Raw genomic sequence first — 16,940 nt, 5'->3', positions numbered from 1 at the left:
GGTCGAACTGGGCGGCAGCCCCGGTTGGTTTTCTTGAGTGGTGAGACAATCCACCCAAAGTGGGGTGGAGCCAGAATAGAATTGGATCAAATCATGAAAGACAGCATTCATCCGAACTACCAAGAGTGCGACGTGACCTGTGGCTGCGGCAACACGTTCAAGACGCGAAGCACCAAGCCCAAGATCGCGGTCGAAGTCTGCTCGAAGTGCCACCCGTATTACACGGGCTCGGTGAAGTTCGTCGACGCGGCGGGCCGGGTCGACAAGTTCAACAAGAAGTTCCAAGGAACTTACGGCAAGGCCAAGAAGGAAGCGGCCGCGGTCGAGGCAACTGCCAAGGCCTAGTTCCCAGCCTTGAATCTCGTGGTACGGCCCGCCGGGCGGCACTCATTCCAGATGCTGCCTCGTCGGGCCGTTGGTCATTGATTGAGCCGGGGCGAATCGAGGCCTCTCCACTCTTCGGAGGGAGGCCTTTCCTTTCGCCGCTTCTCTTGACCGGATCGTCAATGGGCCGCCGCCGTGCCTTTCTTCCGGCCGCCATGCCGCTTGATTCTGCGAGGTCCTGAGTGTTCGACAAGCTGCAGTCTGACTACCTGCGTTTCCTTGAGTTGGAAGCCGCGCTCCTGGATCCAGCGCTGACCTCCGACGTTGCGCGTCTGACGGCGATGGCCAAGGAGCGGAGCGCCCTGGCCAAAGTGGCTCTCCCCTACGGCCGTTATCTGGAACTGGGGAAGCAGATCGCTGAGGCCGAGTCACTCTGCGCGGCCGAACCGGATTTCGAGATGCGCTCCTATGCCGAGGCCGAGCTCCAGTCGCTCCGGACGCGGCATAACGAGCAAGGGGAAACCCTGCGCGACCTGATCTACGATAAACAGGCGGGCGTTGACCGCCCCGGCCTGATCGTCGAGATCCGCGCGGGTGCCGGTGGCGACGAAGCGGCCCTGTTTGCCCGCGACCTCCGGGAGATGTATCAGCGGTTTGCCGACCAGATGCACTGGACGTTCGAACCCTTGGAGATGGTGACCACCGAGCTCGGTGGTTTTCGCGAAGTGTCCTTCAGCATCACGGGGGAGGGGGCGTACCGCTACCTCCAGTTCGAGAGTGGCGGGCATCGCGTGCAGCGGGTCCCCGTCACCGAGACCCAGGGGCGGATCCACACCTCGGCCGCGACCGTGGCCATCTTGCCCGAGCCCGAGGAAGTGGAAATCGTCATCCGGACTGAAGACCTGCAAGTTGACGTGATGCGCGCGGGGGGACCGGGCGGGCAACACCAGAACAAGACCGAGAGTGGCGTTCGGATCACGCACCTGCCGAGCGGTATCGTCGTCAACTGCCGCGACGAGCGGAGCCAGCACAAGAATAAAGCGAAGGCCATGCGAATCCTTCGCAGTCGTCTCTACGACCAGGTCGAAGAGAAGGCTCGTTCCGAACGCGCCGAGGCGAGGCGAACCTTGATCGGCTCGGGAGATCGGTCGCAACGGATCCGGACCTACAACTTTCCCCAGAATCGCGTGACCGACCACCGCATCGGCCTGACCATGCACAACCTCGATCGTGTGATGCAAGGCGAGCTCGCCCCGCTGACCACGGCCCTGATCGACCATGACCGCCGCGAGCAGCTCGGCGAGGTATAACTCACGATGCCCAGAGACACGGACGCGTCGCGGACTCGTTCCATGGCAGGCGCCCCAGACCCGGCGCCTCCTCCCGATTCGAACGAGCGCTGGACGGTCGGACGGCTCCTGACCTGGACCGCCGACTTCCTGAAACGTAAAGGGGCCGAGAGCCCTCGACTCGATGCCGAGGTCCTGCTCGCCAAGGTCCTGACCTGGGAGCGGGTCAAGCTCTACACCCATTTCGAAGAAATCGTCGGAGAGCAGCCGCGCGGGGAGTTCCGCGACCTCGTCCGCCGCCGCGCCGAGGGGATGCCGGTGGCCTACCTGGTCGGCCGCAAGGAATTCTACTCACTGTCGCTGGCTGTTTCGCCCGCCGTGCTGATTCCCCGCCCCGACTCTGAGTTCGTGGTCGTGGAGTTCCTCAACCTGACCAAAACGCTCGAAGCGCCTCGGGCCGTCGATGTCGGAACCGGCTCGGGCTGCCTCGCCCTCGCCTGTGTCCACCAGCATAAGACGGCCCGGTTCGTGGCCATCGACCTCAGTCCCGAAGCACTCGCGGTCGCCGAGTCGAACGCCAAGAAACTCGGTCTCGCGGATCGGATCGAGTTCCGCCAGGGAAGCCGCCTCGGGCCGGTCGCCGACGAGGGGCCGTTCGACGTGATTCTGTCGAACCCTCCCTATATCCCCAGCGACGTGATCCCGACCCTCGAGCCGGGGGTGCGGCTCTACGAACCACACACCGCACTCGACGGCGGCGCGGATGGCCTTCGGGTCGTCGCCCCTTTGATTGCCGAAGCGGTCCGCCTGCTGAAACCAGGCGGGCACCTGATCCTGGAAATCGGCTCGGATCAGGAAAAGGCCGTGCGTAACCTGATCGCCGCTGAGCCTGAACTCACCCTGGCGCCAACGGTTCGCGACCACGCCAACCACCCACGGGTGGTGCGAGCCACGCGCCTGGCGTAATTCCGTTTGCGATTAAACCCGGTCGTTGGATGACCGCCTGGCGGCATTCCAACGCCCGGGTTCGCGTTGCTCCGGGATTCCTCCCCTTGTTCCTCAGACCGCGGCCCCGATGGAGATCGAACGGAACGCCTCGGCGAGGTTTGCCATCGACGGCCAGCGATCCGCTTTCCGGCGGGCAATCAGCTTTCGGATCAGATCGGTCAGCTCAGAGGGAAGCCTTGGGTTGGCAAGCGCTGGGTCGAGCGGTTCGCTATTGATCCGCTGGAGCAGCATCGCCATGGAGTTGTTGTGGCCGGCGTCGTAAGGCAGACGGTCGGTCAGAAACTCAAAGGCCAAGGCCCCGAACGAAAAGATATCCAGACGCTCGTCGGTCGTCTCCCGCCGAATGAGCTCGGGAGCCATGTATTGCAGCGTGCCCGTCCGGTTGCCCGGGCGATTGAACAGAGGAGTATTCGGGACGGCGAGGCCGAAATCGATGAGCTTCACCCGCTGATCGCGGTCGACCAGAAAGTTCTGCGGGCCCACGTCGTGGTGGATGAACCCGTGTGCATGCACGGCAGCCAAGCCTTCGGCGGCCTGCGCCAACAGCTCGAGCTTCTCCCCGAGGTTGGTCGAGTGCGACTCCCGCACGTACTTGAGGCTGACCCCCTCGATGAATTCCATCGCAAGGAAGTGTTCGCCCTTCGTCGACTGCCCGTAGTCATAGGTCTTGACCACGTGGGGATGGATCACCTGGCTGCTGATCTCCCCCTCGGGGGGCCGCGTCGCTTTCGCCGAGCGAGCCGCGGCCGCCTCGTTCTTCTCGGGAATCTGGATCTTCAAACAGACGACCCGACCGGTCTGATTATCCACCGCGCGATGGACGCGGGACATGCTTCCTTGCCCGGTCAACGCGACCAGGGTGAATCGACGCTGAAGGTTCACCCGAGATCGACGCGTGGCCCCACCCGACTGAGTCGCCCCGCTTGGCTTCTTTGATCCGAACATATCTTTCAATTTACCAAGCATCGTGGTGAACCCTCTCTTGATCTTTAGGTTAGCCCCTCACGGAACGATTCGGGTCTCACTGCTTTTGATTTTCAATTCTGTGCAGGACTCCCGGCAAGACGAGAATGGCGGCTCACCGTCACAAATCCACCTGCATGATATCACGCCGAGCGTACCATGCACCAGAACCATACGCCGCAATCCTCCTTCGGTGACTTCATTCTCTGCTTTCCTCAAAAAAAAAGAGGAGATTCCCGTCTGAAACGGGAATCTCCTCGAACCCACCTCGTTCACCGAAAGACGACCAAACAATTCGCGCCGGCTGGGGCGGCCAATTCCCACACGACTCCGGGTCGGCAAACCTTTCGCAGACTCCTTAGTTCGCTGGCGTTTGCCGGGCCATTCGCCAGGAGAACTCCCCCGCAGTCCGAGCGAGAACGCGGGTGCCACCGTGCTCATCCTGGAAGGAGGCGACCTTCACCAAGGCAGGCGCATCCTCCGGCCAGTTCTCGAACTCGGATTCGAGAAGAAGGACGTGATGTGTGGGCCTGTTCTTCTGAAACGCGAGGAGCTTCGGAGAGGCGAGGTGCCGAACGGGTCGACCGATGGAGAAGGCCAGGTCGGGCGACCAGGCGTGAGTCGTGTAGACGGGCCATTTGGGGGGAACCCACTGTCCGATGGCTCGCCCCCAAGGACCTTGGCTCCGGCGGTAATTCCATTCAGGCGCATAGCAGCCCATGTGGGCAAACTTGAGGCAGACGGAGATCAGGGCCACCATGACGAGCGCGCGGCGAAGGTCGGACAGGTCGACGGCCTTGTAGCAGAGCGCCGCGACCGGCACGGTCATTCCGATCAAAAAGATCGCGAGCCACCGATAATAAGAAACGGCGCTCCCGATGTAGATCCCCCCCACGACGATCGGCACGACCCAGAGCAAGGCGATCGTGACCGAGAGAGCCAAGGCACGTCGTCGCGTGACTGCGGACACCGTTCCGCTCCAGAGCCGGTCACAGCTTGCGGCAGCGACCACGGCAAGACCAGCAAGGGCGGGCAACCCGGCCGATGTGGCCAGGCCCGGCACGACGGTCCCTGCCAGAACAGACGCGGCTGCGACCTGCAGCCAGCCCATGATGAGGAGACGTCCCGGTTCCGACCAACCGTCACGGACCGACCGACTCGCCGCCAGGGCCGCGAACGGGCTCCACGGGAGCCCTAGGGCAAAAACCGTGACGGGGAGAAACCAGGCGGACTTCTGGGTCAAGGGGAGCGTCAGCGCAGCGGCCCAGGCCTCGGTCGACATCACGTTCAAGGCCCAGGCCGACCAGGCTACGGCCGTCAGGATCGGAGGCACGAGCAGGCCGACGCTCAGGCCGGTCCCCCGTCGTCCCAGTACGATGGTCGCCAGCCCAATCAGGGCGAGCGGAGGCCAGCCACCCGAGAGGAAGGCCAACGCAGCCCAGAGCCCGGCCACCCAATCGGAGCCACGTCCCAGGATCCGGTCGATGGTCGCCACAATGGCCAGCCCCGAGATCAGGGCGAGCCCGGTTCCCGCCGATCGGTCCATCAACGCGACGGAACCGGACCAGCAAAGCATCGTCAGGATGGCGGCCCGCATCCCCAAGGTGGCCATCACGCGTTTGGTGAGGATCAAGCCCGCCAGCAGCCCCGCGATCGCCGCGGGCCAGCGCACCGAGGCGGACGTAATCCGCCCCTCTTCGCCCCACCCCCAGAGGATGCTCGGAATGACCTCGCCAGGCCAGAGGCTCGGCTCCCAGCCGCCGAAGGCGAGACCCAATGGGCCGAAAGCCTCCCCGGCCGCAATCCCGAGCCGCGCCTCGATGGGACCGAGATCCTGGCGGCCCCCCCCGATCAGAATGAACCCGGCCGCAATCGCCAGCACGATCGCCCAGGCCCAAACCGCCGTCACCTGCCGTTGCTGAAGGCTCCGCTCATCCTGGGCGGGAACATCGACGACGGGTTCAACGGACATTGGTCGTCTCCTTCTTCTCGTTACCAATCCGGAGGTTGCGATCCAACGCCACGGCCGGTTGGAAGATCTCCTGGCCAGGTCGGTTGCGGACCATGCCGAAGACATAGCCCGGCAGCCAACCTTCCCGGTAGGTCTGCCGCTTCATCTCGGCCACCACATCCTCGACCGTCCAGCCGTCACGCTCGAACCGATAAAGGGCCGTGGCCGCGCCCGTGCGGCAGGTGCCGCGAGCACAGTGGATCAGAACCGGTCGTCGCTCCGGATCGTCGCAGGCCTTGAGGACTTCGCGGAACTGGAACTCCTGGCCCGAGCCGTCCCCCGGCATCGGCAGGTTCATGAAGTCGATGCCCATCCGGCGAGCGATTTCACGCTCGGAATAGACATCCTCGCCGGGAAGCTGGAAACTCACGACCGTCTTGATCCCGTATCGCTTGACGGCGGCTTGAAGCTGGTCGCTGTTGAGCTGGCCGCTGCGGTAGAGGATGCCCCTCTTGACGACATCGAAGTGATCCCAGACCAAGCGATTCCGCTTGGTCTCGACCGTCAGCCAGATGGCGGCCACCAGGATCGTGAGGGCCGCCGTGAGAGCTATCGCAGTGCGCATGGGGTCGCATTCCGCGCAAGGATAAAGGAGGACAGATCCGAATGAGTCGCGGCAAGGCTCAGCCCCCATCCACCTTCATCGGGGTCGGGGGCTTCATCGAAAAACCTTCGCCAGCGCTGGACGGGCAACGCAGCACGAATTGAGTGAGCAGCCGGTAAAGCCGCCCCAAAATGCGCCACGACGACCGAACGTCGCAAAACAGGCTCATTCAGAAGGAGAGGGGAAGGCCCTCTCCCGCGCCGGGATGGTAGGGGAGAACTTCGGGGGGGTCAACCCGAATCAAGGCGCGAGGACGTCGCTTAGCCGCAAGGCCAGCGCCGGTGGAGCGACCGGCCCTCACCAGGCCACATGACTCTTGGGAATAGCAAATCCACAAACAAGGTTTTGCAACCACGACCGGATGACACAAAACACGCCCATTGGGCCGATTTTGCAGGCACCCTTTGCCTGACGCCCCTAAGTGCATGACTCGCGAGGAGAAATTCTACCGTCTGGGGAAGTTTGTGACGTCGAGGTAACGATAGGAACCTCCCGTCGAAGTGGCGAGCTTTTTCAGAGGTCCCGAGCCTCCCACTTCCGGCCCCCGCCCGAATTCAATGGCCTGGATCCGAGTCTTACCAGCCTCAGCCAGGATCTCGGCCACATCCGAATTGGTCATCAAATCGGCATCGGTCAAGAAGAAGATGACCTCGGGATGACGTCCGAGCGCCTCCCGCAGGGCGACCATGTGATCGGTACCGCCGTCGGGAACGATCGCGTCGAGCTGCGAACGAACCCGGCCCTTGTTCACCGTGGTCGCCGCCATCAAACCGCGGCGGCCTTGCAAGTCCGCAAGAGTGGTAGCGTGAAGGTTGTAGAAGACGACTCCAAAGCTCGCGTCGCTCGGAAGCTGCCCCAGGCTCGTGAGCAATTCGCGTTTGGCAATGTCGAGTGCGTTCCGGGTCGCCATGCTTCCCGAGCAGTCGATCACATAAGTGAACGAGCCAGCATGTTCGCGGGCGCCGAAGAATTCGGTACCAGGACCGACCCCTCGACCGACACCACCGTTTGCCCCCCCTCCCGAACCGCCACCACCACCGATTCCTGGTCCAGGCACGATCCCCAAGCCCGAAGTCTGAGGGCCGGGCAAAGCGCGTTGAGCGGCGTCGGCCGGCGCGGCCGTCGGCAGAATCTCGGCCAGCAAGGCATCGGCCGCGGGGTCAAGCCCTTCGCCTTGGGGAGCCAAACCGTTCGCCGCGGGGAGGGCTTCGATCAAACCTTCGCCACCGAGTTCGCCCGGGCCACCGCCCCCGTCCTTGGAAGCGCGGTTGTCGACCGAGTCGAGTTCTCCGCGAAGGGTCGGCGATCGATCGGGCGCAGCGGGAACCGCAACGCTCAAGGCCGCCAACGACGCCACGACGAGGAGGATCACGTGAAAGAGGAGTGAGCTGCCCAGCGATCGCGGGTCAGTTAACGGAGAACGGCCGCGTAAGTCATTCCACAGAGACATGAGCGCAACTCCCTGAACCGGAGAACCCCATCTCAGGGAAGCTGGATCCCAGGAAACGACGAAGGCCGACCGTAGCCGGCCGGCCTGTGAAGAAACGCAAGTGAGGTAGAGTGGTCAAGACATCGGCATCAAAACGGCTCGAATCCCGAAGAAGCGGCGGACCGAATCGGCTGGGTCAGAACCGCCGCAACCTGAGATTCGAGTTCGGATCAATAGCGGCCACGACCGCCGCCGCCACCGCCGTAACCACCACCACCGCCACCGCCGTAACCACCGCCGCCGCCGCCACCGTAGCCGCCACGGCCACCGCCGCCGCCACCGTAGCCACCACGGCCACCGCCACCACCGCTGCCGCCGCCGCCGTAGCCGCCGCGACCGCCACCACCACCGCCGCGATCCTCACGAGGACGCGCTTCGTTGACCGTCAGGTTCCGACCCCGGAAGTCCTGACCGTTCAGGGCGTTGGCCGCTTCGTCAGCGCCATCGGCCATTTCCACGAACCCGAAACCCTTCGAGCGGTTCGTGTCACGATCGATGATGATCTGCGCTGAGAGAACCTCGCCATACTCGCTGAACAATTCCACCAGGTTGTCTTCCGTGGTGTCGTACGTGAGATTGCCGACGTAGAGCTTCTTGGCCACTGTCATACCTCTGCGAAATGAGCGTTCTGGCGAGGCTAGCACCCGAAACGGCTAACTAAAGGGAACCCGCCGAGAGCGGCTGTCATAAGCCTAACGTTTCTTCTCGGTTTGAACAGCTAGAATCCGCGAGGATTTTGAATTTTTTTCCGATCGGTCAATTCACGCTTCGACTCGATTGGATTTCACGGTGGCGTGATGCCGAAAAAAGGGGAATTTGCGCCCCGGTCGCAATCAAGGCAATGGCAGGTACGATGGGCGCTCTCATCCTCATGTCGGTCCAGTAGATCGAATGGACCGCCGTCAGCGCCAAAACAATCGCGGGAGCGGCGACGCCCGGCCAGCGCCACACTCCCCGCCGCATCAGACCGAGTGCCAGTGCACTCCAGAGAGGGACCGTCCAGACCAAGGTCGCCCCCCTGGTCGCCCGAGAGTAGACCGCGCCGGCGGGAGCGACCCCCCAGAACCGCTCCAGGCGGGCCACCGAGGCACGCACGAAATCACACGGACGAGTTCCGATGAACCGCAGCGCAATCGTCTGAATCTTCCGGTCGGCCGCGGGTTCCGCCAGCCCCTCAACCGCGCGAACGGTTTCGTCGAACCATCGTTTCTGATTCGCGCCCGACCAGACCGCCCCCGGCGGGCCGTCGAGCACCTCGGCGTAATAGACCGGGTTATTGGCCAGGGCCAGGGTCCAGCCTCCGTGAGTCGTCGTCCAGACCGGCTCCCCAAACACCACTGCATTTCGCCAGGCCCAGGGGACGAGCATCACCACGGTTCCGACCGCCACGAGGCTCGCGCGCCGGAGCCGAACCCACGCGGTTCCGGGTCCAAAAGCGATAGCCACAAGGACGATCAGGCCGGCCGCCGGCAAGAGGCTCGGACGGCAGAGCGATGCCAGCCCCAAGCCGATCCCACCCCAGAATGCGCCTCGCGCATGCCCCTCCGCCAGCGCCGCCAGGCTTGCGGCGACCAGCAACGCGGCCAGAGTTTCAGTCATAACCGCACGGCTTTGCGCGACCAGCACAGGATCGCACGCGACAATCGCCGCGGCAATCAACATTCGCGCTGGGGTCAAACCGAAGCGTCTGGCCGCGACAGCCGTCAGCACAACCGTCGCCGCCCCCGCGGCCAGATGCATCCCCGCGACTCCCCAGGCGAGCCGATTGCCCAGCGTGGCGACCAGGACCGAGAGGAGGAGCGGATAGAGCGGCGGACGATAGGCCGTGGGCCGCCCATTCACGGCAAACCCTTCCCCATCGGCCAGCGACTGCGCCACGACCAGGTAACGATCGGGGTCATCTAACTGGCCAATGGAAGGCACGATCACCGCAATCCGCACCACCATCGAAATCAGGACAACGATCAGGACACCCCTGTATGAAAATCGTTCCCATCCAAGGGGCTCGCTCGACGGCGTGATACCCATCAGCGTGTCGTTTCATTGGCAGTGGGAATCGTCATGTCCACGAGAGCCTTCGGTTGGTCGAGGGAAGGTGCAGCCTGTCCCGGAAACGGAAAGGAGAGTGATCGTCCCGGGGAGCGCACTGCGCTGAACCAGGCCCCCCGACATGACTTTCCAGGCGGATTGAGACCGGCAAGCTGGCGATCGGGGAAACGAGAAAAAAAAGGGGGGAGGCGAGACCGCCCGACCGACCTCAACGTGCGCCCAATCCTATCGCGCGTGCGGACCTTTGTGGTAGTCTGGTCGCCTTTGGATCGCGGCGGCTGGTCGCGGCGATCGACGATTTCAACGACCTGCGCAGTCGTCCCCCCCCGCGCGAACCCAAACAAAGGCGAGCCGAACTCATGTCCCAGAGGCCGATCGTTCTGTCCTTGACCAAGATGCACGAAGCCGGGATGAGCGTGCTCCGCGAAAATTCCGAGTTGAGAATGGCCTCGGGGATCGATCCTGAGACGTTGGGGCGCGAGATCGTCGGCGTTGACGGCCTGATCATCCGGACCGGGGGTGTCATCGACGCGGCCTTGCTCGACCGGGCCGACCGACTCAAGGTGGTGGGCCGGCATGGCGTCGGCTACGACCAGATCGACATCCCGGCGGCGACCGAGCGCGGCATCCAGGTGGTCTATACGCCAGGGGCAAACACGCAGAGCGTCTGCGAACATGTCTTCGCGATGATGATCGGCCTGTCGAAGCACTTTCCACAAATGATGACGGCCCTTGCGGCGGGCAACTACCACGCCCGGACCTCAATGATGGGCCGCGACCTCCTCGGCCGCACGCTCGGCATCATCGGCTTCGGGCGGATCGGCCGGCGGGTCGGCGAGGTGGCCAAGACCGCCTTCGGAATGCGCGTGCTCTACCACGACATCGTCGCCGCACCCGCCGAGGTGGAAGCCCGCGCGGGGGCGACCCGGGTGAGCCTCGACGAAGTCCTTGCCGCTTCCGAATACCTGACGGTCCATACCCCGCTCGACGCAAGCACCCGGCACCTGATCAACCGTGAGACGCTGGCCAAGATGCGTCCCGACGCCATCCTGATCAACGCGGCACGAGGGCCGATCACCGTGGAAGCCGATGTCGCCGAGGCACTCGATGCCAAGCGGCTCTGGGGCTACGGGGCCGATGTCTATGAGGTCGAGCCGCCCCCCAAGGATCATCCCTTGATCGGCCGGCCTGACGTCATGCTCACTCCGCACAGTGCCGCGCAGACGGAGGAGGGGTTGAGCAACATGGCGAGTTCAATCGTCGCGGACGTTCTCGGCATTCTCAAGGGCGAGTCGCCACTCAACCCGGTCAACGATCCTGCCGAGGTCCTGGCGAACCGCCGAAAGCTTGGCAAAGCTTGATCCAAGGCATCCGATCCGGCGCGAGTCAGTGCGCCGGGTCGGCCTGAGCCACCTTGGCTTTGTCCTGATCCTTGTTCTTGGTCAGCGCCCCGTTGAGGAACTCGCTGAACACTGCAGGCGTGCGATATCCACCAATCGCCTGGATCAGGCGGCCATCGGGTGTGAGGGCGACGTAAAAGGGGTTGGTCGCTTCCTTGGTCAGGTCGATCTGGAGGAGTTGGTTCTTTTCCGCGAGCGCCTCACGCTGCTCTTTAGTCAGCGAGCCGATCGGTACGTAGTCGGTATACAGTTGCACGGTGACGAATTCGGAAAGCAGGCCGGTGATCTCGTTCCGGTTCAACACCGTCTGCTCCATCGTCCGGCAATTGGCGCAGTTGACCCCGGTAAAATCGATCAGGATTGGCTTGTTGCTCGCCTTCGCCTCCTCGAGGGCCGCGTCGTAGCTCATCCCCCAAACGACGCCATGGACGCTCTTTTCCTCGCGTTCGGCGGTCGCGGGATCGTTCGAAGTGGCCTTCGACTTGCCCTCATTGGCGACCGGTCCGCCAGCTCCCGCGGGGCGATCGAGATCACCGACGTCGGCGGGAAGGATGCCCACGACCAGGTCCCAGAGCCGGCTCTTCGGCGGGGTACCGAACAGGGCAGGGGCCATGAAGAGAGCCAGGGCCAGGAAGAGCGAGCCGATCAGAAGCCGGCCCGGGCCGATCTTGACCTCGTCGTGATCATGGTCGGTGCGGAAGAGACCAAGCAAGTAGAGACCACAGACCGCGGCGATTCCGACCCAGGCCGAAAGGACCAGGGAGGCGTCGAACCAGGCATCCTCGGGGACCGCGCCGAAGCCGATCTCGGCGGTATTCATGAACTTCAAGGCCGCGCCGACTTCGATCAGGCCGCCGACGACCTTGACCGAGTTCATCCAATCGCCGCTCTTCGGCATCTTCGACACGAGACCGGGGGCCAGGGCCAACAAGAAGAACGGAAACGCAAGCACCGACGAGAAGGTGGCCAGGCCGACGATCGGGTAGAAGAACTCCCCGTTGGCCGCCATCACGATCAGGCCGCCGACGACGGGAAAGGTGCAAGTGAACGAGGTGATCGTGAGGGTGAGGGCCATGAACATGACGCCAATCATCCCTCCTCTGCCTTCCCCCTTGGCCGACGCATTCAGCAGGAAGTTCGGCAACCGGACCTCGAACAGACCGAGCAGGCTCAGCCCGAACGCGAGGAACAAGAGCGCCACAAAGGTGTTGAGCCACGGGTTATTAGCCAGATTCTGCAGTGCGGTCGCCGAGAAGAAGAACGAAACGAGCACTCCGACCGAGGTAAAGACGCCGATGATCGCCAGGCAATAGGCGATAGCCAGGCCGGTCGTCTTCCCCTTGTTCTTGTTCCCTTGCTTCACGAAGAAGTTGACCGTGATCGGAATCATCGGCCAGACGCACGGCATCACCAGGGCAAGCAGCCCTCCCCCCGCCGAAAAGAGGAGGAAGGACAACAGCCCCTGCTGGGCCTTCTGGGCCACTTCGCTGGTAAGAGCCGCCTCGTCAGCCGCCCCCTTTTCCTCCGACCCGGCTGGCGGCGTCGACACGGCTGAGGCCGCAGCCGAGGCATTGGTTCCACCGCCGACTCCGGCCAAGACCGTCAGTGAGACGTCGGGGAGCGTCGAACGGGCAGGGGGCTTACAGCTACTGGCGTCGCAGATCTGGAAAATCGCCTGACTGCGCAGAATTTTCGGGCCAGGCGCCGTTCCTGGAGGAATCTGGAGCTTCAAGCTCCATTTGGCCTCGTTCTCATAGAACTCGAGGATCTCGTTGTTGAAGGCCGGCTCCGCTTTCCGGATCGGTTTCTTCGCCGCCGTCCAGTCCCCGACCGGTTTCAGCCCCGCGGGATCAAAAAAGTCGAAGTAAGTGTCCCGCGTGGGGTCGCCCTTCGGATTCGCCTTGTATTGATAGATGTGCCAACCAGGAGCGACCTTGGCGGTCACCGTGTAGGTGACGACGTCACCCGCCTTGGCTTCGGCCGGATCGACCGATGCGCTGAGGACGACTTCCTTCGGCTTGATGAACGCACTGCTGTCCTTCCGCGTCGGCTGAGGGTCGGCAGCCAACGCAACCGAGGGGGGCAGCGTGGCGAAAAGAGACAGGGCGAACAGCGTCGAGACAGCCAAACCAGGGCGGATTTGGCCGGGCCGTCCGAAGGAATTCTGACTCATGGCGTTTTGTCCCGTAAAACCCAAGCCCGCGTGCCATTGCGACGGCGCGGTCGACTCCCTTGTCATCCTAATGCGAGCCGGCCTCGCGGACAAGTCAACGCGATCGTCAATCGCCAGAGCCAGACGCCCGGATCGGTCCGGGACCCAGATATCCAGGCACCGCCCCGAGACACGCAAACGGGCTCTGATTCCCAAACGGACCGCAGCCTCCCGTGACCTCTTGGACATAAACCAGGTTCGGGAGTCTCCCCAAGAATCACGCATTGATGATTCGATGAAAAATGCCGAAATGTGGCATTCTGACCTCGGGATGCCTTGCATTCTCGGATGCAGGTTGAGGGGTTGACAGGTTTCCCCTCTACTCCCTATCCGAGTGCCACCCGGTTTTGTCTAATCCTGATTATCACCGGTCGGACAACCGGATTTCCCGACGAGACCAGGACCGATCAGCAACTCAGCGGTGGCGCTTGGCCACCGTCGGCGACCGGACGTCCCCCCCTCATAGTGCACCGAGGATGTGGAGGTCTTTCTCATGCGACGATGGCTCGGCTTCTCGATCGTGGCGATCGTATTTGCCGCCCTGGCGGCTCCTCCCTCGCTCTTCGCGCAGCCGCCGGCGGTTCCGGCGGCCGGCTCGGAATTTCAATACTTTGCATTCCAGACCGACCCCCATTACGACTCGGTCGAGCGTGGAGCGCTCTGGGTCGTCCTGGGTGTGGCGGTTGCGGGCTTGCTGTACGCGGGAATGCTGGTCGGACAGGTCCTCGGGGCCGACCAGGGGACCGAGAAAATGCGGTCGGTCGCCAAAGCGATCCGAATGGGGGCCAACGCCTACCTGAGCCAGCAGTTCCGGGCGATCATCCTCCTCGTCTTCGTCATTACCGGGATCATGTGGGCGGTCTCGAGCGGCGAGAAACACGTTGCAATCGGTCGGGCGGCCGCGTTCTTCATGGGGGCAGCGTTCTCCTGGACCGTCGGCTACGTCGGGATGAGCCTGGCGGTGCGTGGAAACCTCCGGGTGGCCGCGGCGGCACGAACCAGCTACGGGGCCGCACTCCAACTCGGATACCGCACCGGCACGATCACCGGCATGCTGACCGACGGCCTCGGCCTGCTCGGCGGCACCTTGATCTTCATGGCGTATGGCGAGCACGCCTACGAAGTGCTGCTCGGCTTCGGCTTTGGTGGCACGCTCCTGGCCCTCTTCATGCGGGTCGGCGGTGGTATCTACACCAAGGCGGCCGATGTCGGAGCTGACCTCGTGGGGAAGGTGGAGGCGAACATCCCCGAGGATGATCCGCGCAACGCCGCCACGATCGCCGATAACGTGGGCGATAACGTCGGCGACTGCGCCGGGATGGCGGCCGACATCTTCGAGAGCTACGAGGTGACGATCGTCGCCGCGATGATCCTGGGTTATGCCAGCTTCGGGCACAAGGGAGTCATCTTCCCGCTCCTGGTCCGGGCGATCGGCGTCGTCGGGTCGATCATCAGCACTTACACCGTCAAGGCAGGGCCGCAAAGCACCAGTGATGAAGCACTCCACTCCGTCCACCGTGGTTTTCTCCTCGGTTCGGTGATCAGCGTCGTCGGCTTCTTCTTGCTTGGATTGGGCTATCTACACTTCGACGACAAATACATCAAGGAATATCCGCAGGCCCTGGGCGGTTACCTGGTGACCTCGGAGTTTCAGGCAGATCGCGAAAAATTCGACGAGACCCTGGCCCTCGACAAGTCCAAGACCGCCGAGCAGAAAGCGGCCGAGTTCCGCACCTTCGTCCTCAATTACAACAAGCCGATCCTTTCCGAGAGCCAGCCGTTTTGGTCCAACTTCGGGTACAGCGGGCTCGACATGCGCCCGGCCTGGACCTGCCTGATCGGGATCATCCTGGCCATCGCCCTGAACAAGAGCACGAGCTACTACACCCACACCCACTTCGAGCCCGTGAAGTCATTGGCCAAGGCATGCACCACCGGGCATGCGACCAACATTATCCAGGGATTCGCACTCGGTTATGAGTCGACCGTGGTGGCGGTGGGCGTGATCGCGGTGGCGCTCTTGCTCTCGGTCCTGATTTACGCGGGGGCCAGCCCGATCTTCATCGCCTACGGCGTGGCGATGTGCGGAATCGGGATGCTCACGCTGACGGGCAACACCATCAGCATGGATGTCTTCGGCCCGGTGGCCGACAACTCCAACGGCATCGGCGAGATGGGGTACGACCGTGACGAAATGGGCGAGGAAAACTACAAGCGGGCCCGCCAGATCCTCGCCGACCTCGACGCGGTGGGCAACACCACCAAGGCCGAGACCAAGGGGATCGCGATCGGCTCGGCGGTGATCGCTGCCGTGAGCCTCTTCGCCAGCTTCATCGCGGTGATCGCGGTCGGCAGCGAGTCGAAGATCGGCGAGATGACCACGGCGCAATATCTGGCCGAGGCGGGCAAGCTCTCGGTGGCTCAGCCTTATGTCTTCATCGGCATGCTCATCGGCGGCTCCGTTCCCTTCCTGTTCAGCTCGATGCTGATCCGCGCAGTCGGCCGCGCGGCCTTCTTGATCGTCAAGGAGTGCCGGCTCCAGTTCCGCGACCCGGAAATCTGGGCCGGCACCAAGACACCCGACTACGGCCGGGTCGTCAACATCTGCACGGCCGCGGCGCAGCGGGAATTGATCGGCCCCGGTCTGCTGGCGATCATGATGCCGATCCTAGTCGCGATCTATCTCGGCCCGTACGCGCTCGGTGGCTACCTCGCGGGCATGATCGTGGTCGGCCAACTCCTGGCCGTCTTCATGGCCAACGCCGGTGGCGCGTGGGACAATGCCAAGAAGTTGATCGAGGACGGCCTCTACGGCGGAAAGGGTTCCGAAGCGCACAAGGCGAGCGTCACCGGCGACACCGTCGGCGACCCACTCAAGGACACCGCCGGACCTGCCTTGAACCCGCTCATCAAGGTCATGAACATGGTCGCCCTCCTTTCGATCGGGCCTATTCTCCACGCCACGAAGAGCGGCATTGGCTGGATGCTCTACGTGCTAGGCCTGCTCGGAATCGCCGCCGTCGCCTGGGCGGTCTGGCGGAGCAAGACCGAGTCGAAAGAGTTTCGGGAGATGGAAGCCGAACTCGGCGGCGAGAAGGCGGTCACCAGCCTCGAAAGCGTCAATAGCTGAACCGCTTGAGAGCAGGCCAAGGACAACGCACCCGAGGGGACGGATCCCCTCGGGAGGCTTTCGCACAGGTGAAAGCTCACTTCTTCAAACAACGAAATAGAAAGCAATCATAAAATTCTAGTTTAATTTTACATCAAAGTTTTCAACCACAAAAACAAATAACGATACGCGGCAGAACTAAAGCACCGATTATTCGAGATTGTCGCCACGTTACCGGGGGCAATTCGTCAGCCCAAAGACAGGGAGCTCACGCTCCCCGCTCGCCTTTGGAAGGCGAGCGAAGACCAACGACCAAGGGACGACACCGATCGTGGTGCCCTGGATTTCGCTCGCCTGGAAGGCGAGCGGGGAGCGTGAGCTCCCTGTCTTTGGGCCTTCGCATGGGCTGGCTCGTGGCTCCGTCGCGATCAACCTCAGCAGCTCGGCCTGCAGCTTGGTGGTGTGAAACGAAACCAGCCGGG

At 63.2% G+C, this 16,940-nt stretch carries 12 protein-coding genes; 5 read left to right on the top strand and 7 right to left on the bottom strand.

Features of this window, described 5'->3' with window-relative positions; translation table 11 throughout:
- Nucleotides 1–93: 93 nt before the first annotated feature.
- The 3 genes from rpmE (at nucleotide 94) to prmC (ending at nucleotide 2,579) form a co-directional block, all read left to right on the top strand.
- Nucleotides 94–345 (top strand): 50S ribosomal protein L31, encoded by a 252-nt coding sequence (gene rpmE / locus V5E97_RS30010; protein ID WP_406695240.1) that lies wholly within the window; start codon nucleotides 94–96, stop codon nucleotides 343–345.
- Nucleotides 346–566: 221 nt separating this feature from the next.
- Nucleotides 567–1,634, top strand: a complete 1,068-nt coding sequence (prfA, locus tag V5E97_RS30005) for a peptide chain release factor 1 (RefSeq protein ID WP_406695239.1) — start codon at nucleotides 567–569, stop codon at nucleotides 1,632–1,634.
- 42 nt (nucleotides 1,635–1,676) lie between these two features.
- Nucleotides 1,677–2,579, top strand: coding sequence for a peptide chain release factor N(5)-glutamine methyltransferase (gene prmC, locus V5E97_RS30000; protein WP_406695238.1), 903 nt, complete (start codon nucleotides 1,677–1,679; stop codon nucleotides 2,577–2,579).
- Between the two features lie 93 nt (nucleotides 2,580–2,672).
- On the opposite strand, the gene V5E97_RS29995 is transcribed toward prmC, so the two are convergent.
- From V5E97_RS29995 to V5E97_RS29970, 6 genes are all read right to left on the bottom strand, one after another.
- A complete protein-coding gene (locus V5E97_RS29995) occupies nucleotides 2,673–3,587 on the bottom strand; it encodes a serine/threonine-protein kinase (protein ID WP_406695237.1) in 915 nt (304 codons plus the stop codon).
- A 355-nt stretch (nucleotides 3,588–3,942) separates the two neighbouring features.
- Complete coding sequence (locus tag V5E97_RS29990) at nucleotides 3,943–5,556, bottom strand: hypothetical protein (protein ID WP_406695236.1); 1,614 nt, start codon at nucleotides 5,554–5,556, stop codon at nucleotides 3,943–3,945.
- On the bottom strand, nucleotides 5,546–6,160 hold the full coding sequence (locus V5E97_RS29985) for a tyrosine-protein phosphatase (protein WP_406695235.1): 615 nt from the start codon (nucleotides 6,158–6,160) through the stop codon (nucleotides 5,546–5,548). Before V5E97_RS29985 ends, V5E97_RS29990 begins: the two co-directional genes overlap by 11 nt.
- Nucleotides 6,161–6,644: 484 nt before the next feature.
- Complete coding sequence (locus tag V5E97_RS29980) at nucleotides 6,645–7,649, bottom strand: vWA domain-containing protein (protein WP_406695234.1); 1,005 nt, start codon at nucleotides 7,647–7,649, stop codon at nucleotides 6,645–6,647.
- Between the two features lie 209 nt (nucleotides 7,650–7,858).
- Complete coding sequence (locus tag V5E97_RS29975) at nucleotides 7,859–8,290, bottom strand: RNA recognition motif domain-containing protein (protein WP_015246585.1); 432 nt, start codon at nucleotides 8,288–8,290, stop codon at nucleotides 7,859–7,861.
- 154 nt (nucleotides 8,291–8,444) lie between these two features.
- The gene (locus V5E97_RS29970) at nucleotides 8,445–9,611 is read right to left on the bottom strand and encodes an ArnT family glycosyltransferase (RefSeq protein ID WP_406695233.1); all 1,167 of its coding nucleotides are present in this window, start codon (nucleotides 9,609–9,611) and stop codon (nucleotides 8,445–8,447) included.
- Between the two features lie 485 nt (nucleotides 9,612–10,096).
- Between V5E97_RS29970 and V5E97_RS29965 the strand changes: the two genes are divergently transcribed.
- Entirely contained in the window at nucleotides 10,097–11,098 is a 1,002-nt protein-coding gene (locus V5E97_RS29965; RefSeq protein WP_406695232.1) for a hydroxyacid dehydrogenase, read from the top strand.
- A 25-nt stretch (nucleotides 11,099–11,123) separates the two neighbouring features.
- On the opposite strand, the gene V5E97_RS29960 is transcribed toward V5E97_RS29965, so the two are convergent.
- Entirely contained in the window at nucleotides 11,124–13,310 is a 2,187-nt protein-coding gene (locus V5E97_RS29960) for a protein-disulfide reductase DsbD family protein (RefSeq protein ID WP_406695231.1), read from the bottom strand.
- A gap of 532 nt (nucleotides 13,311–13,842) precedes the next feature.
- Here V5E97_RS29960 and V5E97_RS29955 point away from each other — a divergent pair.
- Nucleotides 13,843–16,479, top strand: coding sequence for a proton/sodium-translocating pyrophosphatase (locus V5E97_RS29955; protein WP_406695230.1), 2,637 nt, complete (start codon nucleotides 13,843–13,845; stop codon nucleotides 16,477–16,479).
- The last annotated feature ends 461 nt before the right edge of the window (nucleotides 16,480–16,940 follow it).

Origin of the sequence: Singulisphaera photorubra, assembly GCF_045290345.1 — a bacterium.
Classification (GTDB): domain Bacteria; phylum Planctomycetota; class Planctomycetia; order Isosphaerales; family Isosphaeraceae; genus Singulisphaera.
The sequence above is the reverse complement of the archived record's forward strand: the minus strand, read 5'-3'. Positions and strand labels throughout refer to the sequence as shown.